Origin of the sequence: Arthrobacter sp. ISL-30, from assembly GCF_018613855.1 — a bacterium.
GTDB lineage: Bacteria > Actinomycetota > Actinomycetes > Actinomycetales > Micrococcaceae > Arthrobacter.
Window position 1 is genome coordinate 62,798 of record NZ_JAGGPK010000012.1, and the last position, 17,645, is coordinate 80,442.

Here is a 17,645-nt window from a genome sequence, read left to right on the forward strand (position 1 = left end):
ACTAGTCCTTGACCAGGTGGCTCTCGAACCTGACAATGTTAGCAAATTCAGCCGGGTCAAGGCTTGCGCCGCCCACCAGGAGGCCGTCGACGTCGGGCCCGGCCAGGATTGCGGCCGCGTTGTTGGCCTTGACCGAGCCGCCGTAGAGCAGGCGGGCCTTGGCAGCAACGCTGTCATCGAAGAGCGTGGCAAGCTCTGCACGGATGGCGGCACACATCTCCTGCGCATCCTCAGGTCCCGCAACTTCACCAGTCCCAATGGCCCAGACCGGTTCGTAGGCGACGACGAGCTCAGCGGCCTGCTCGGCCGTGAGGCCTTCGACGTCGGCACGCAACTGCGCGAGGGTGTGCTCCACGTGGGTTCCGGCCTGGCGGATTTCCAGACCTTCGCCAACGCAGAGCACCGGGGTCAGTTCGTGGCGGAAAGCTGCCTTGACCTTGGCGTTGAGCAGTTCGTCGGACTCACCATGAATGGTGCGGCGTTCGCTGTGGCCGACCAGCACATAGCTGCAACCGAGCTTCTTGAGGAACTGGCCCGAGATGTCGCCCGTGTAGGCACCGGAGTCGTACGGAGACAGGTCCTGCCCGCCATAGACAACGCCGAGCTCGTCCCCTTGGACGAGGGTCTGGACCCCGCGGAGGTCGGTGAAGGGCGGGAACACGGCAACTTCCACGCGGCTGTAGTCATGGTTGGTGTCGGACAGCGTCCAAGCCAGTTTCTGCAGGAGGGTGATGCCCTGGACATGGTCCATGTTCATCTTCCAGTTGCCTGCAATGAGCGGCGTGCGGTCAAAGGTGCCGTTGGTCGAGGTTGTCACGAATTTCTCCATAAAAGTACGTTGAAAATAGAGCTTGACAGCCGGCAGGGCGTCCTTTGCAGCACAGGGCCCTGCCGGCGGTCAGATGTCCTGGCGGTCGGACGTCCTAGCGATGGATCTTCCTAGCGATGGATCTTCCTAGCGATCAAGGACGCTCAGGCCGGGAAGTTCTTTGCCCTCAAGGTATTCCAGGCTGGCTCCGCCGCCGGTGGAAATGTGTCCGAACTGGTCGTCGTCGAAGCCCAGGGTGCGGACCGCGGCAGCGGAATCGCCCCCGCCAACCACAGTGAAGGCGTCAGTCTCGGTCAGGGCCTGGGCCACTGCCCGAGTGCCGGCGGAGAAGGCCTCGAACTCGAAGACCCCCATGGGGCCGTTCCAGAACACGGTCTTGGCTGACTTGATCTGCTCGGCAAACGCCGCCGCAGATTCCGGCCCGATATCCAGGCCGATGCCGGAGGCGCCGAAGGAGCTGTCCTCGATGGCGTCCGCGCGAACCGTCTCATGCTCGGCGTCGGCGGCAAAGCGGCTGGCCACCACAACGTCAGTGGGGATGACGAAGGAGGTGCCGGCTTCGGCGGCGCGCTTGAGGTAATCCTGGACGACGGGGATCTGGTCCTCTTCCAGCAGGCTGCCGGCGACCTTGTGGCCGGCCGCAGCCAGGAACGTGAAGAGCATGCCGCCACCGACAAGGATGGTGTCCGCCTTGCCCAGGAGGTTGTCGATCACTGCCAGCTTGTCGGAGACCTTCGAGCCGCCGAGCACCACGACGTACGGGCGCTGCGTGTCAGTGGTCAGCTTGCGAAGGACCTCGACCTCCGTGCTAACGAGGTCACCCAGGTACGACGGGAGGCGCGTTGCGACGTCGTAGACGCTGGCATGCTTGCGGTGCACGGCGCCGAAGGCGTCATCCACGTAGGCCCCGTTGTCTCCCGTCAGGGCAACCAGTTCGTCAGCGAAGGCGCCGCGTTCGGCGTCGTCCTTACTGGTCTCGCGGGCGTCGAATCGCACGTTCTCCAGGACCAGCACTTCGCCGTCGCGCAGGGCGGCTGCGCCTTCCTTCGCCGAGACACCAACGGTGTCGGCGGCGAGGGAAACGGGGAACGCTGCCAATTCGGCAAGACGCTCCACTGCGGGCCTGAGGGAGTACTTGTCCTCAGGGGCGCCCTTGGGGCGTCCGAGGTGGGCGGTTACGAGCACGCGGGCACCGGCGTCCGAGAGCTTTCCGAGGACCGGGAGGGAGGCCTTGATACGGCCGTCGTCGGTCACTGTAGAGCCGTCGAGCGGCACATTCAGGTCACTTCTGACCAGAATGTACCGCCCGCGGACACCTTCAGCGATGAGTTCGTTGAGGGTGTGAGATGTCATGGAACTACCCTAGCCCAGCTTGGACGCAACCAGCTCCGTGAGGTCAACCAGGCGGTTGGAGTAGCCCCATTCGTTGTCATACCAGGAAACAACCTTGACCTGGTTGCCAATCACCTTGGTCAAACCGGAGTCAAAGATGGACGACGTCGGGTCTCCCACGATGTCGGACGAGACGATCGGCGCGTCCACGTAGCTCAGGATGCCCTTGAGTTCGGATTCCGCTGCAGCCTTGACCGCGGCGTTGACTTCATCCACGGTGACCTCTCGGGAAACCGTGACGGTAAGGTCCGTAGCGGAGCCGGTCGGGACCGGGACGCGGATGGCGTAGCCGTCGAGCTTGCCCTTCAGCTCCGGGAGGACCAGGCCGATGGCCTTGGCTGCACCGGTGGAGGTGGGAACCATGTTGATGGCGGCGGCACGGGCGCGGCGGAGGTCGCCGTGGGGCCCGTCCTGCAGGTTCTGGTCGGCCGTGTAGGCGTGGACGGTCGTCATGAGGCCGCGCTCGATGCCGAAGGCGTCGTTGATGACCTTGGCGAGAGGGCCGAGGCAGTTGGTGGTGCAGGACGCGTTGGAAATGATGTTGTGCGCGGCGGGGTCGTAGAGCTCGTGGTTGACGCCCATGACGATGGTGATGTCCTCGTCGGAGGCGGGAGCGGAGATGAGGACCTTCTTGGCGCCGGCCTCGATGTGCTTCTTCGCGGCAGCAGCCTTGGTGAAGAATCCGGTGGACTCGATCACGATGTCCACTTCAAGCTCTCCCCAAGGGAGGTTGGCCGGGTCTCGCTCGGCCAGGACCTTGATGGCCTTGCCGTCGACAACCAGGTCTCCGTCCAAGACCTCCACGGATTCCTTGAGGCGACCGCCAACGGAGTCGTACTTGAGCAGGTGCGCAAGGGCTTCGGGGCTGGTGAGGTCGTTCACCGCAACGATCTCGAGATCGGCACCCTGTGCGAGTGCTGCGCGGAAATAGTTGCGGCCGATACGGCCAAAACCGTTGATACCAATACGGGTCGTCACGTTATTAGTCTCCTTGGTGCTCTTGCAAGCACTCCTAGTTGAGTCGGATGTGGGTCCAACTAACAGATCCCGCACGTCATTGGGCAGAAATATTTAACAAAGGAGGGCGACCAGCCACGTTGCTGAAGGCTAACCGCCTTCCGTGACCCATCTTACGTTTAAGTGGACCTGCCCCCGCAACTGCGGGGGCAGGCAATCCGCCATTTGGCCAAAATCGGCCTGAATGTGAAGTTTGTTACAACCTCGTGTTTTCGGGCTCACAGAGCCTAGACGGCGATGAGGCCGTTCGCGTTGGCGCGTGCTGCCGCGAAGCGCTTTGCGACGTCTTCCCAGTTCACGATGTTCCAGAAAGCCTTGACGTAGTCGGCCTTGACGTTCACGTAGTCCAGGTAGAACGCGTGCTCCCACATGTCCAGCATCAGCAGCGGAGTGGTGCCCACTGCCACGTTGCCCTGCTGGTCGTACAGCTGCTCGATGACGACGTTGCCGCCAATGGGCTCGTAGGCAAGGAAGGCCCAGCCTGAACCCTGCAGGCCCAGGGCCGCAGCGCTGAAGTGTGCACGGAAAGCGTCGAAGGAGCCGAAGGAATCGTCGATTGCCGCCGACAGTTCACCTTCAGGCTTATCGCCTCCGTCCGGAGACAGGTTGTTCCAGAACACGGAGTGGTTGACGTGGCCGCCCGTGTGGAAGGCGAGGTCCTTGGAAAGGCGATTGATGTTGGCGAAGTCGCCCTTCTCGCGGGCCTCGGCCAGCTGGGCCAGGGCGTTGTTGGCGCCGGCGACGTAAGCGGCATGGTGCTTGCTGTGGTGCAGCTCCATGATCTTCGCCGAAATGTGCGGCTCAAGTGCTGCATAGTCGTAGCTGAGCTCGGGCAGTACGTACTCGGTCACGAAATCCTCCAATGTCTTGGACCTAGGTCCGGTTTGGTAACTCTCGTTGTGTTCATCCGGCTGGCGGACCATCCGGAAACCGTGGCGGGGCCAGAGCTGGTCCCAGGCGGCATAACCCGGGTTGAGGGCCCTGGCATTCCCGCGATGTTCTCGATTCTAGGCGGCTGGCTACTCGTCCATCATTTCGGGCGTCACATTGGCTTCTGTACCCGGAATCCCCAGATCGATCGCCCTTTTGTCTGCCATTGCAAGCAGACGGCGGATACGACCAGCGATGGCGTCCTTCGTCATGGGCGGATCGGCGAGTCGGCCGAGCTCGTCCAGGCTCGCCTGCTTGTGGGCGACGCGCAGCTCCCCCGCATACTTCAGGTGCTCCGGGACGTCGTCGCCCAGTATTTCCAGGGCCCGGTCCACGCGCGCCCCCGCGGCAACCGCCGCCTGCGCGCTGCGGCGCAGATTGGCATCGTCAAAGTTTGCCAGGCGATTGGCGGTAGCCCGCACTTCCTTGCGCATGCGGCGCTCCTCCCACACCATGAGGGCATCGTGGGCGCCCATGCGGGTCAGCAGGGCGGCGATGGTGTCGCCGTCGCGAATGACCACGCGGTCCACGCCTCGCACCTCGCGGGCCTTCGCCTGGATGCCGAGGCGACGTGCGGCGCCTACCAGGGCAAGGGCTGATTCCGGGCCGGGGCACGTGACCTCGAGGGAGGAAGAACGGCCCGGTTCGGTGAGGGAGCCGTGGGCGAGGAAGGCGCCGCGCCACACCGCCTCGGCGTCGGATGCCGAACCGTTGACGACGGCGGACGGGAGGCCCCGGACAGGCCGGCCCCTGCCGTCCAGGAGCCCGGTCTGTCGGGCCAGCGCCTCGCCGTCGCGCACTACCCTCACCACATAGCGGCTGCCGCGGCGCAGGCCGCCGCCGGAGACCACGATGATTTCGCTCTGATGTCCGTAGACTTCGGCGATCGCCGACCGGAGGCGGCGGGCGGTGGAGGCGAGGTCGACTTCGGCCTCGATGACTATTCGGCCCGAGATAATGTGTAGGCCGCCCGCGAAGCGCAGCATTGCCGAAACCTCGGCCTTGCGGACTGAGGACTTCTTTATATCCAGCCGGGACAGTTCTTCCTTGACTGATGACGTCAGTGCCATGGCACCTTCCTAACTGTTCCCGAAAATATCGTGGTAGGCCGCCGCGAGACGAAGCGGGTCATGGACCGGCCGACGGCTTGACGCCCCTACTTTACCCAAGACCACCTCGGCCCCGATCATCCCGGCCGCCTTCTCGAAGGCCACAAGGTCCGGCACGGAGGCGGGATCGGCGAGCACAACGTCCACGCTGAACTCCGGCGCATACTTCCGCAGTACGTCCAGGTGGTCTGCCGCGGTCATCCCCAAAGTTTCCTTGGTGTCCACCGCCAGGTTCATGGTGAGGCAGCGTTTGGCCGGGGTGTCACACAGTGCCTGTCGGAGCTCGGGCAACAGCAGGTGGGGCAGGACCGAGGTGTACCAGGAGCCCGGGCCGAGGATCACCCAGTCAGCGAGTTCAATTGCATCCAGGGCCTCGATGCAGGCCGGGGCGCCTTCGGGAAGCAGGCGGACTTCCTCCAGGGAGCCCGCCACCGCACACTTGGCCTGGCCCCGGATAGTCTGCAGCTCCTGGCCCCCGACGGTCGGGACAAGGACGTCACCCTCGATGGTGAGCGGAATGCTGGACATTGGCAGGACCTGGCCGCGGGCACCCAGGAGGGCCCCCGCCCATTTGAGTCCGCCGACAGTATCACCCAACAGTTCCCACAGCGTCACGATCAACAGGTTTCCCATGGCGTGGTCATCAAGCGAGCCGGCACCGCCGCGCGGCGACTTGAAGCGGTGCTGCATGACGTCGCGCCAGGTGCGCCCCCAGTCTGTATCGTCGCAGAGCGCGGAGAGCGCCATCCGGAGGTCTCCCGGCGGAAGCACCCCGTACTCGTCACGAAGACGCCCGGAGGAACCGCCGTCGTCGGCAACGGTCACGACGGCGGTAAGTTCCGACGTCAGCAGCCTAAGGGCCGAAAGCGACGCGGACAGTCCGTGGCCGCCTCCCAGGGCGACGACAGAAGGAGCCTTCGGTTTCCCGCTTCCGGGGGTGCCCGACGGCGGCACCAGCGGCAGCGGTCCGGTCAGCACCCCCATTATTCGCGGCCCAGATCGCGGTGCGTCGTAGTGACAGTGACCCGGGGATACTGGGCCAGCCTCTTGGACAGCTCGACGGCGACGGCCACAGAGCGATGCTTGCCGCCGGTGCAGCCCACGGCGAGCGTGGCATAGTGCTTGTTTTCCTGGCGGTAGCCGTCCAGGACCGGTTCCAGCATCTCAACGTACCGGTCAACGAAGCTCTTCACTCCGTCGGCACCAAGCACGTAGTCGCTGACATCGGCGTCCAGGCCAGTGTGGGGCCGCAGCTGCGGAACCCAGTGGGGGTTGGGGATGAACCGCGCATCGGCGACGAAGTTGGCGTCCACGGGAAGCCCGTACTTGAAGCCGAAGCTCATCACATTCAGCCGCAGCGCCACCGGTCCCGTTTCGCTGAAGAGCTCGGTGATGGCTGTGGCGAGCCCGTGGACATTGAAGGTGGAGGTGTCCAGCACGACGTCGGCCGAATCCTTCAGTTCCTTCAGCACCTCGCGCTCGGCGGCAATACCGTCGAGGATACGGCCTCCGCCTTGCAGGGGATGCGGGCGGCGGCCCTGCTCGAAGCGTCGGACCAGCACGTCGTCGTTGGCATCAAGGAAGAGCACCCGGAAGGTGACGCCACTGGCGCTCAACGCATGCAAGGCTGTGCGGATGTCCGTGAAGAGTCCCTTGCTGCGGACATCCACCACGACGGCCAGCCTGGGGATGGACTGCGGGGCGTGGGAGACAATGTCCGCCAGTGTGCCCAGCATCTGGGGCGGGAGGTTTTCGACGACGTACCAGCCGTGGTCCTCCAGGGCGTCCGCAGCGGTGCTACGTCCCGCACCGGACATGCCCGTGACCACCAGCAGTTCCGCTTCGACGGGCTTGACGGGGGTTAGCCCGTCCGGCTCCGTCCCGGATCCTGCCATTGACTCTGTCATCAGATAAGCCCCATTTCTTCAATTCTGCTTCTGTGCTTCTGCTGCTGCGCAGCGGCGCCCTCCAGCCGTGCACGATCACCGGGCGCGGCATGGTTCCAACCCTAGCTAAGATTCAAGGATTTCGCCGGTTGTCATATTGATGACAGGCGCTGCTTCTTCCTCGGCCGGAGCCTCGTTAAAGTGCCTCACCACGGCCTCTGCCAGGGCAGGCCCTATCCCCCGTGCCTCGGCCAGCTCAACCGCTGTTGCCGCTTTGATCTTCTTGAGCGAACCGAAATGCGCCACGAGCGCCTTGCGCTTGCTTTCTCCCAGGCCGGGAACTCCGTCGAGGGCGGAGATTGTCATGGCCTTGCCGCGCTTCTGCCGGTGGAAGGAGATCGCGAAGCGGTGGGCCTCGTCACGGATCCGCTGGAGCAGGTACAGCCCCTGCGACGTTCGTGGAAGGATCACGGGGAAATCGCTGTCCGGCAGCCACACTTCCTCCAGCCGCTTGGCCAGGCCGACGACGTACACGTCGTTGATGCCCAGCTCGGCAAGGGCACGGGCGGCGGCATTCACCTGGGGCTTGCCGCCGTCAACCACAACCAGGTTGGGAGGATAGGCAAACTTGGCCTTGCCTTCCGGAACCGGGGCCGGCGCCAGTCCCGAATCGGCATCGGCGACGGCGTCGGCAGCCTCGCCCAAGGTGGGAACCTCGCCGGACTTGGGCACTTCGCCCGACTTAGGAACCTCGCCCGATTTAGGAACCTGGGCAACCTTGTCCTGGAGGTAATGGCGGAAGCGCCGCGTCAGCACGTCGTGCATCGCCGCCGTGTCGTCCGTGGCGGCCGCGCCCGTAATCGAGAATTTCCGGTAGTCGGATTTCTTGGGCAGTCCGTCTTCGACCACCACCATCGAGGCAACCACATTCGTGCCCTGGACGTGGGAGATGTCGAAGCATTCAATGCGCAGCAGCGCCACCGGAAGGTCAAGCGCCTCCTGGAGTTCCTGGAGCGCCTGGGACCTGACGGTGAGGTCCCCCGCCCGGCGGGTCTTGTGAAGCTTGAGGGCCTGCTCGGCGTTCTCCCTGACTGTCCCCATGAGGGCCGCCTTGTCGCCCCGCTGCGGAACCCTGATGTCCACCTTGGCGCCGCGCATTCCGCTCAGCCACTGCACAAGCTCCGCGTGGTTGCTGGGGTTTTCCGGCACGAGCACCTCGCGCGGAATCCGGCCCTGGGACTCGGTATCGTCGCCGTAAACCTGCTGCAGCAGGTGCTCGATCAGCTCCGGAGTCGTCGAGTCTTCGACCTTCTCGACTACCCAGCCGCGCTGGCCCCGCACCCTGCCGCCGCGCACGTGGAACACCTGGACGGAGGCCTCCAGCTCATCCTCATGCAGCGCGAAGATGTCCGCGTCCGTGTCTTCGGAGAGCACTACCGCGTTCCGTTCGAAGACCTTGCGCAGGGCAATGATGTCGTCGCGGAGCCTGGCTGCCTTCTCGTAGTCGAGCTCGGCCACGGCCGCCGCCATGTCCTTCTCGAGCCGGTTGATGAACCTGGTCGCCTCACCGCCCATGAAGGCGCAGAAATCCTCCGCCAGGGCACGGTGTTCCTCGGGGGTGACCCGGCCGACGCATGGTGCCGCGCACTTGTCGATGTATCCCAGGAGGCAGGGCCGCCCGCTGGCCTGCGCCCGTTTCAGCACTCCCGGACTGCAGCTGCGGACCGGGAAGACCCGCAGGAGGGTGTCCATGGTTTCCCTGATGGCCCCGGCCGTGTAGGGGCCGAAATAGCGTGTTCCCTTGCGGCGCTCCCCCCGCAGCACCTGGACCCGCGGAAACTTCTCCCCCATGGTCACAGCGAGGTACGGGTACGTCTTGTCGTCCCGGAACATCACATTAAAGCGCGGCTTGAACTCCTTGATCCAGGTGTATTCCAGCTGCAGGGATTCGAGTTCGCTGCCGACCACTGTCCATTCGACGCTGGCGGCCGCGTGGACCATGGCATGGGTCTTGGGCAGCAGGCCTGCGGGGTTGGCAAAGTAGGAGTTGAGCCGGGAGCGCAGGCTCTTGGCCTTGCCCACGTAGATGACGCGGCCGTGTTGATCACGGAACCGGTAGACACCCGGATTCGTGGGAATTTCACCCGTCTGTGGACGGTAGCTAGCTGGATCTGCCACGGTTCCAGTTTACTGAGCGGTAAGGCCGTGCTTCATTCGGCCGACTTGCTCTGGTTGTAGCTGGTGGACCGCTCCTGGCCGCTGAGCGCGGCAATGGCGTCCATGATCCTGTCTGTGACCTGGCGCCTGGCGGGCAGGGAGTGGTCCGGGCCGGTCTTCTCGAAGTAAAGGGGCTCGCCCACCTTCATGGTGAAGTGCTGCGGACGGACGGCGTTACGGTCGGCAGGCTGCAGCTTCTCCGTGCCGATGAGTCCCACGGGGATCACCGGGGCGCCCGTGGTCAGGGCGAGCCAACCCACGCCGGTCCGCCCTCGGTAGAGGATGCCATCCCGGGATCGCGTGCCTTCGGGGTAGATGCCGACGCCCTTGCCGGACTCGAGGATGTCCAGCAGGGTCTTGAGCGCCTGGACGCTGGCTGCCTGCTCGCCGCGCTCCACGGGGATGGAGCCCACCGCCTCGAAGAAGGTCTTCATGAACGCGCCTTTGATGCCCTTGGTGGTGAAGTATTCGGCCTTGGCGAAGAAAGCCACCGGGCGGGGCATGAGGGCCTGGACAATCACGCTGTCAAGAAAGGACAGGTGGTTGGGCGCCACGATGAAGGGCCCTTCCGTCGGGACGTTTTCAAGCCCGATGACGGTGGGCCGGCAGCTGCCGGAAATCAGTCCACGGGTTGTCCAGCGGACTGCGTCAAAGACTGCCATCGTTGGTTACCTCGCTCAGGGCCGCCGCGCGGACAGCGTCAAGTTCTTCGATTTTTGCCAGCAACTCCGCAGCGGTTCCGACGACGGCGATTGCACCGGCCGTTTCGAGCTCGCCCTCCGGAGCGAATCCCCAGCTGACCCCGATGCAGTCCAGTCCGTTGGCCATGGCGCCGGCGACATCCTGGTGCCGGTCTCCCACCATCACGGCAGGCTGGGAATCCAAGTCCGCCAGCGCAGCGCCCACGATCTCCGTCTTGCCGGGGGCAGTGTTGGCAGCAATGGTTTCGTCATCCGAGGCGCCCCGGATGGTGGCGAAGAACCCTGCGATCCCGTGGTGCTCCAGGACCACCCGGGCGAGGCCCTGCGGCTTCTGGGTTGCCACGGCAACCGGCCTGCCGGTCTTGCCAAAGTGTTCAAGGAGGCCACGAATCCCCGGATAGACCTGTCCTTGGGCAATGCCCGTGGAGCGGTAGTAGCTGCGGTAGCGGGCTATGGCTTCATCCACGAGCTCTGCAGGAACCTGCGCCAGGTGCAGCAGTGAGTCGCTGAGCTTTGGTCCCACCATGGCGTCGAGGACTGAGTGGTGGGGAACAGGGAGGTCCATCGACTCCAGGGCCGAGGCTATGCCCCCCGTTATGCCGCCGGCCGGATCGACAAGAGTGCCGTCCAGATCGAAGATTACGGGCACCGTTGTTTGAGTCACCGGGTTAGTTTCTCACGAGTCGACTGCTGCCTGAAACTCACATGCCGTTACAGGAATATTTCAGCGAAACGCGGGATCCTGAACGGGAGGGAGCACCAATCAGTCCAGGATCTCCGCGAGGAATACGGCTGTATGGCTCTCAGTGGACTTGGCTACCTGCTCCGGAGTTCCCGAGGCGACGATCCTTCCGCCGCCCGAACCGCCGTTGGGTCCCAGGTCCACGATCCAGTCTGCCGACTTGATCACGTCCAGGTTGTGCTCAATGGTGATCACGGTGTTCCCCTTGTCCACGAGGCCCTGCAGCACTTGCAGGAGCTTCCTGATGTCCTCAAAGTGCAGGCCGGTAGTGGGCTCATCAAGCACGTACACGCTGCGGCCGTTGGAGCGCTTCTGCAGCTCAGAGGCAAGCTTCACACGCTGGGCTTCGCCGCCGGACAGGGTTGTGGCGGGCTGGCCGAGGCGGACATAGCCCAGCCCGACGTCCACGAGTGTATTAAGGTGCCGGGCAATGGGAGTGAATGCCGCGAAGAACTCCGCCGCTTCCTCAATGGGCATGTTCAGGACGTCCGCGATGGTCTTGCCTTTGTAGTGGACCTCCAGTGTCTCCCGGTTGTACCGGGCACCGTGGCAAACCTCACACGGAACATAGACGTCCGGGAGGAAGTTCATCTCGATCTTCAGTGTGCCGTCACCGGAGCACGCTTCGCAGCGGCCGCCCTTGACGTTGAAGGAAAACCTGCCCGGCTGGTAACCACGGACTTTGGCTTCGGTGGTCTCGGCGAAGAGCTTACGAATGTTGTCAAAGACGCCGGTGTAGGTGGCCGGGTTGGATCTTGGAGTACGGCCAATGGGGCTCTGGTCAACGTGGACCACTTTGTCCAGGTGTTCAAGGCCCTGGACAGACTTGTGCCGCCCGGCGACCTGCTTGGCGCCGTTGAGCTTGTTGGCCAGGACCTTATAAAGGATCTCGTTGACCAGAGTGGATTTTCCGGAGCCGCTGACGCCGGTGACGGCAGTGAAGAGGCCCAGCGGGAAGGTGGCATCCACGTTGGTGAGGTTGTTTTCCCGGGCGCCGATGACTTTGAGCTCACGCTTTTTGTCGTACTTCCGGCGCTTCTTGGGCAGTTCGATGCTGCGGCGCCCGGACAGGTAATCCCCGGTCAGGGAGCGGGGGTTGTCCAGGAGTTCCTTGTACGTGCCCGAATGGACTACTTCGCCGCCGTGCTCGCCGGCCCCCGGTCCGATGTCCACGATCCAGTCGGCCTCGTGGATGGTGTCCTCATCGTGTTCAACCACGATCAGGGTGTTTCCAAGGTCCCTTAGTCGGGTGAGTGTCTCAATAAGGCGGCGATTGTCGCGCTGGTGCAGACCGATGGACGGCTCGTCGAGAACATAGAGGACGCCCACCAGGCCGGAACCGATCTGCGTCGCCAGCCGGATGCGCTGGGCTTCCCCGCCGGACAGGGTTCCGGACGGCCGCTCGAGGTTCAGGTACTCGAGTCCGACGTCGAGGAGGAAGGTCAGGCGCGCCTGGATTTCCTTGAGGACCTGGTGGGCGATCTGCGTTTCACGGTCCGTGAGCGTCAGCGTTCCCAGGAATTCCGCGCAGTCGCGCATGGGAAGGGCCGAAACCTCAGCAATCGACTTGCCGTTGAGCAGCACTGACAAAGACGCTGGATTCAGGCGCGCACCGTTGCATGCCGGGCAGGGAACCTGCCGCATGTATTCCTCATAGCGGTCACGGGCCCAGTCTGAGTCGGTTTCGCCGTGCTTGCGGTGCACATACTGAATGGCGCCTTCGAACCCGGTGCTGTATTTCCGTTCCCGACCAAAGCGGTTGCGGTACTGCACAACCACTTTGTGGTCCTTGCCATGAAGCACGGTTTGCTGGACCTCCCGCGGCAGTTTCTCCCATGGAGTGTCCATGGAGAAACCGAGTTCCATGGCCAGCCCTTCCAGGAGCCTGTTCCAGTACTCGGTGGTGGCGGTGCCCAGCGACCAGGGTGCAATGGCTCCCTCGGCCAGGGAAAGCTCGGTGTTCGGAATAACGAGGTCCTCGTCGACCTCAAGTTTGGTGCCAATGCCGCTACAGGCCGAGCAGGCGCCGAAGGGGTTGTTGAAGGAGAAGGACCGCGGCTCGATCTCGTCGATGGCCAGCGGGTGTTCGTTGGGGCAGGCGAGGTTTTCCGAGAAGGCACGGATCCGTTCGGGCGAGTCGGCATCGACGTCGACGAATTCCGCGAGCACACGGCCTTCGGCAAGGCCCAGGGCCGTTTCGATGGAGTCGGTCAGCCGCTGGCTGATGCCTTCCTTGACCACAAGCCGGTCTACCACTACTTCAATGGTGTGCTTGAACTGCTTCCCGAGCTTGGGCGGATCACTGAGTTGTACCAGCTCTCCGTCGACCCGTGCCCGCGAGTACCCCTTGGATGTCAGTTCCTTGAAGAGCTCGGCGAATTCGCCCTTCCGGCCGCGCACCACCGGGGCGAGGACCTGGAACCGCGTTCCGGCGTCGAGCTCCAACAGTTGGTCGACGATTTGCTGTGGCGTCTGGCGGGCGATGGGCTCACCGCATTCCGGGCAGTGGGGCCGGCCCACCCGGGCCCAGAGCAGACGCATGTAGTCATAAATCTCGGTGATGGTGCCCACCGTGGAGCGCGGGTTCTTACTGGTGGACTTCTGGTCGATGGAGACCGCAGGGGAAAGACCCTCGATGAAGTCGACGTCGGGCTTGTCCACCTGGCCCAGGAACTGCCGAGCGTAAGCAGAAAGCGATTCGACGTAACGGCGCTGGCCTTCGGCGAAGATAGTGTCAAAGGCCAGGGAGGACTTGCCGGAGCCGGACAATCCCGTAAACACGATCATCGCGTCACGGGGAAGGTCCAGGTCAACGTTGCGGAGGTTGTGTTCGCGCGCGCCCTTGACCACTAGCCTGGAGAGGTCGTGCCTGATCGGGGTCAGGGGCTGGAGGGCGGAAACTATCTTGCTGGCATCGAGGTCTGGGTGTTCAGCTACGGCTTTGGGCACCCCCTAATGCTAATCGAAAACTTCTTCGAATTTCCATGAGCCATGTCACGGCGCCCGCTTGCTATTCCGCGTCGTAGGCTGCCGCCAGCAGGTGGACGGCTTCGGCAAAATTCGCACCCTGGGCCTTTGCCGCCGCCGCATACTCTGCCGCAGCGGCGGCAAGGGCGCTCCACCTCTCGTCTCGTGCACTCACGACCGTGCCGTGCCGGCCCCGCGTCTGAACGATCCCGGCGGCCTCCAGCTCCTTGTAGGCCCTGGCCACCGTGTGGGGTGCCACTTCAAGTTGGCCGGCGAGGCTGCGAACGGCGGGCAGCCGGGTTCCGGGCGGCAGCATGCCGTTATCTGTGAGTTCGATGATCCGGAGCCTGAGCTGCTCGAACAAAGGGACGCTGCTGGACACATTGGGCCGCCACGACGCCGGGAAAACTGCCTCGCCGTTCACTGGCGCGCTCCATCCTTCCGGGCAACGGCGAAGATCCGCCGGAACGGAAAGGGCGTTCCCCACTCGTTTTGAGGGTAGGCATCGCGGAGCAGCCGCGCATACTCCTCTTCAAACCGCGTCGCGTCAGCGTCGGACAAAGCACCGAGTACAGGCCTCAGCGCCGTACTGCGCACCCATTCGAGCACGGCGTTCTCTCCCGGCAGGACCTGGTAATACACGGTCTCCCAGGTGTCGGCGTCGCAGCCGGCGTCGAGCATAACCTCCAGGTACTGGAGAGGCGTTCCCACAGCATCGTCATGGCGCAGGACATCGGCCAGCTTGTCGGACCACTCCGGCGACCCCGCCAGCTGCCTCATAAGGGCATGCGAGGGGGCATCAAAGTTTCCGGGAACCTGAAGCGCGAACCAGGCGCCCGGCCGGAGTGCGCGAAGCCAGCCGGACAGCAGTTCGAGGTGCCCGGGGACCCACTGGAGGGCGGCATTGGTCACCACGACATCCGTGGCCTCGTCCGGCACCCAATCCGCAATGTCGGCTTCAACGAAGTGGAGGTTCTCATAGGTGTTGGCATGCCGCTCGCTCCGGCTGAGCATTTCGGCGGAGGAATCCAGGCCCATGACACGGGCCTTCGGCCAGCGCTCCGCCAGCGTTGCGGTGAGGTTTCCCGGACCGCAGCCCAGGTCCACCACGAGCTCCGGTTCCGACGCCGCAATGCGGGCAACGAGGTCATGGAACGGCCGGTCCCGGTGATCGCCGAATTCGACATACTTGGCCGCGTCCCACTTCACGATTCCTCCTGTGTTGATCTCTTACACAAAGCTGAGCCGAGCTTACCCGGAGCCGGGCGGCACTAAGCTGGGAAGCAATGAAACTTCTTGAGCAGCTTGCCGGACTCTCCGACGGCGGAACAGCCTCCCGCCGCGTCGACCCCGACGATATCTACACCCGATTCGTGGAATGGACGGACAGCCGCGGGCTCCAGCTCTATCCGGCGCAGGACGAAGCGATCATCGAGCTGTGCTCCGGCGCCAACGTAATCCTGGCGACGCCCACCGGTTCCGGAAAATCCCTCGTCGCGATCGCTGCACACTTCGAAGCCATGGCCTCGGGGCGGCGCAGCTACTACACAGCGCCTATCAAGGCCCTGGTCTCCGAGAAGTTCTTTGCGTTGTGCGACATTTTCGGGGCCGAGAACGTCGGCATGATCACCGGCGATTCCGGAGTCAACCAGGACGCGCCCATCATCTGCTGTACGGCCGAAATCCTGGCCAACACCGCCCTTCGGGAAGGTGCGCAGGCGGAACTTGGTGCCGTCATCATGGACGAATTCCACTTCTACTCAGACCCGCAGCGCGGCTGGGCCTGGCAGGTGCCCCTGCTGGAGCTGCCACAGGCCCAGTTCCTCCTCATGTCGGCAACCTTGGGCGATGTCAGCCGTTTCGAGGAAGGACTCACCTCGCTCACGGGCCGGCCCACGGTCACGGTCAGCTCGGCCGAGCGGCCCATCCCCCTGCACTACTACTTCCAGGAGACGCCGGTCCACGAAACGCTGGAGGAGCTGCTGACTACCCGGCAGGTACCCGTCTACGTGGTGCACTTCAGCCAGGCCGAAGCAATCGAGCGGGCCCAGAACCTGATGAGCATCAACATGTGCACGCGGGAAGAAAAGGACCGAATCGCCGAACTCATCGCAGGCTTCCGTTTTGCGGCCGGTTTCGGGAAGACGCTGAACAGGCTGGTCCGCCACGGCATCGGGGTGCACCATGCCGGCATGCTGCCCAAGTATCGCCGCTTGGTGGAACAGCTCGCCCAGGCAGGACTCCTGAAGGTCATCTGCGGCACGGATACCCTCGGCGTAGGCATCAACGTCCCTATTCGCACCGTGCTCCTCACGGCGCTGAGCAAGTACGACGGCGTTCGGACGCGGCTCTTGAATTCGCGCGAATTCCACCAGATCGCAGGCCGGGCCGGACGCGCCGGTTACGACACCGCGGGGACCGTGGTTGTCCAGGCTCCGGAGCACGTCGTCGAGAACGCGAAAGCCATGGCGAAGGCGACTGCCAAGTTCGGCAACGACCAGAAGAAACTCCGCCAGGTTGTCCGCAAGAAGCCGCCCGAAGGGTTCGTTTCGTGGGGCCAGCCCACCTTCAACCGCCTCGTTGAATCCGTCCCGGAGCCGCTGACCTCCAGCTTCACGGTCACGCACGCCATGCTGATGAACCTCATGGAACGGCCGGGCGACCCCTTCACCGCTGCCCGGCGGCTCCTGACCGAAAACCACGAGCCGCGCGCCTCCCAGCTTCGCCTGATGAAGAAGGCCCTCGCCATCTACCGGGAGCTGCTCGCCGCCGGGGTTGTGGAGCGGATACCGCCCCGTGAGCAGGGCGAGGACGGCCGGACCGTCCGCCTCACTGTTCACCTGCAGCCCAACTTCGCCTTGAACCAGCCCCTGTCACCGTTCGCCCTCGCGGCCCTGGAACTGCTGGACCCGGAGTCGCCGTCGTACGCCCTCGACGTCGTCTCCGTCATCGAGGCCACGCTGGAGAAGCCCCGCCAGATCCTGTCCGCACAGCAGAAGAAGGCCCGCGGCGAAGCCGTGGCGGCCATGAAGGCTGACGGGATCGACTACGACCAGCGCATGGCCATGCTCGATGAGGTGAGCTACCCCCAGCCGCTGGCCGGGATCCTCGGCGAAGCCTTTGAGGTGTATCGCAAGGCCGCGCCGTGGGTGGGCGACTTCGAGCTCGCTCCCAAGTCGATCATTCGTGACATGTACGAGCGCGCCATGAACTTCGGCGAATTCGTCCAGTTCTACGGCCTGGCCCGGTCCGAAGGGATCGTCCTTCGCTATCTCGCGGACGGCTTTAAGGCGCTGCGCCAGACCGTGCCTCAGGACGCCCTGCGCGAAGACCTTGAAGACCTCGTGGCCTGGCTCGGCGAGCTGGTCCGCCAGGTGGACTCCAGCCTCCTGGACGAGTGGGAGGAACTGACCTCCGGTGCAGCACCGACTCCCCATGATGCGCCGCCTCCCCCGCCGCCGTCGCTCACCTCCAACATTCGCGCGTTCCGCGTAATGGTCCGGAACGAAATGTTTCGGCGGGTGGAGCTTTTCGCCGACGAGGACTCCGCAGCGCTGGGCGAGCTCGACGCCGACAACGGCTGGGACGCGGAACGCTGGGAAGATGCGCTGGACGATTACTTCGACGAGCACGATGACATCGGCACCGGACCCGACGCCCGTGGGCCCGGCCTGCTCATCATCAACGAAGAGCCCGGAATCTGGCGGGTGCGGCAGATCTTCGACGATCCAGCGGGAAACCATGACTGGGGCATCTCGGCAGATGTGGATCTTGCGGCCTCTGACGAGACGGGCACCGCGGTTGTGACGGTCACGGCGGTCAACAGGCTCTAGGCCGTTGCCCTAAACCGTCGCC

At 64.2% G+C, this 17,645-nt stretch carries 14 protein-coding genes; 1 reads left to right on the forward strand and 13 read right to left on the reverse strand.

What is annotated here, in order from left to right; genetic code table 11:
- Window position 1 precedes the first annotated feature (1 nt).
- The 13 genes from tpiA to J7E82_RS05105 form a co-directional block, all read right to left on the reverse strand.
- The gene (tpiA, locus tag J7E82_RS05045; protein ID WP_214861070.1) at window positions 2-817 is read right to left on the reverse strand and encodes a triose-phosphate isomerase; all 816 of its coding nucleotides are present in this window, start codon (window positions 815-817) and stop codon (window positions 2-4) included.
- Between the two features lie 138 nt (window positions 818-955).
- Window positions 956-2,182: a phosphoglycerate kinase gene (pgk, locus tag J7E82_RS05050; RefSeq protein WP_214861072.1), complete on the reverse strand. Its 1,227-nt coding sequence runs from the start codon at window positions 2,180-2,182 to the stop codon at window positions 956-958.
- A 9-nt stretch (window positions 2,183-2,191) separates the two neighbouring features.
- Window positions 2,192-3,199 carry a type I glyceraldehyde-3-phosphate dehydrogenase gene (gap, locus tag J7E82_RS05055; RefSeq protein ID WP_214861074.1) on the reverse strand — a complete coding sequence of 336 codons (1,008 nt, stop codon included), beginning with the start codon at window positions 3,197-3,199 and terminating at the stop codon, window positions 2,192-2,194.
- Between the two features lie 266 nt (window positions 3,200-3,465).
- Window positions 3,466-4,089, reverse strand: a complete 624-nt coding sequence (locus tag J7E82_RS05060) for a superoxide dismutase (RefSeq protein WP_214861076.1) — start codon at window positions 4,087-4,089, stop codon at window positions 3,466-3,468.
- Window positions 4,090-4,257: 168 nt separating this feature from the next.
- Window positions 4,258-5,238 (reverse strand): DNA-binding protein WhiA, encoded by a 981-nt coding sequence (whiA, locus tag J7E82_RS05065; RefSeq protein ID WP_214861084.1) that lies wholly within the window; start codon window positions 5,236-5,238, stop codon window positions 4,258-4,260.
- A 9-nt stretch (window positions 5,239-5,247) separates the two neighbouring features.
- Window positions 5,248-6,261, reverse strand: a complete 1,014-nt coding sequence (gene yvcK, locus J7E82_RS05070) for a uridine diphosphate-N-acetylglucosamine-binding protein YvcK (protein WP_214861086.1) — start codon at window positions 6,259-6,261, stop codon at window positions 5,248-5,250.
- A complete protein-coding gene (gene rapZ, locus J7E82_RS05075; protein WP_214861088.1) occupies window positions 6,261-7,184 on the reverse strand; it encodes an RNase adapter RapZ in 924 nt (307 codons plus the stop codon). The genes yvcK and rapZ overlap by 1 nt, the downstream gene beginning before the upstream one ends.
- 105 nt (window positions 7,185-7,289) lie before the next feature.
- Window positions 7,290-9,341 (reverse strand): excinuclease ABC subunit UvrC, encoded by a 2,052-nt coding sequence (gene uvrC, locus J7E82_RS05080; protein ID WP_214861090.1) that lies wholly within the window; start codon window positions 9,339-9,341, stop codon window positions 7,290-7,292.
- Between the two features lie 32 nt (window positions 9,342-9,373).
- Window positions 9,374-10,042 carry a 1-acyl-sn-glycerol-3-phosphate acyltransferase gene (locus J7E82_RS05085; RefSeq protein ID WP_214861092.1) on the reverse strand — a complete coding sequence of 223 codons (669 nt, stop codon included), beginning with the start codon at window positions 10,040-10,042 and terminating at the stop codon, window positions 9,374-9,376.
- A complete protein-coding gene (locus J7E82_RS05090) occupies window positions 10,029-10,745 on the reverse strand; it encodes an HAD hydrolase-like protein (protein ID WP_214861094.1) in 717 nt (238 codons plus the stop codon). Before J7E82_RS05090 ends, J7E82_RS05085 begins: the two co-directional genes overlap by 14 nt.
- Before the next feature lie 99 nt (window positions 10,746-10,844).
- A complete protein-coding gene (uvrA, locus tag J7E82_RS05095) occupies window positions 10,845-13,772 on the reverse strand; it encodes an excinuclease ABC subunit UvrA (protein ID WP_214861096.1) in 2,928 nt (975 codons plus the stop codon).
- A 61-nt stretch (window positions 13,773-13,833) separates the two neighbouring features.
- Window positions 13,834-14,214 carry a GntR family transcriptional regulator gene (locus J7E82_RS05100; RefSeq protein ID WP_214861098.1) on the reverse strand — a complete coding sequence of 127 codons (381 nt, stop codon included), beginning with the start codon at window positions 14,212-14,214 and terminating at the stop codon, window positions 13,834-13,836.
- Window positions 14,211-14,999, reverse strand: a complete 789-nt coding sequence (locus tag J7E82_RS05105) for a trans-aconitate 2-methyltransferase (RefSeq protein ID WP_214861100.1) — start codon at window positions 14,997-14,999, stop codon at window positions 14,211-14,213. The genes J7E82_RS05100 and J7E82_RS05105 overlap by 4 nt, the downstream gene beginning before the upstream one ends.
- 77 nt (window positions 15,000-15,076) lie before the next feature.
- Between J7E82_RS05105 and J7E82_RS05110 the strand changes: the two genes are divergently transcribed.
- Window positions 15,077-17,623, forward strand: coding sequence for an RNA helicase (locus J7E82_RS05110; RefSeq protein ID WP_214861102.1), 2,547 nt, complete (start codon window positions 15,077-15,079; stop codon window positions 17,621-17,623).
- Window positions 17,624-17,645: the final 22 nt, after the last annotated feature.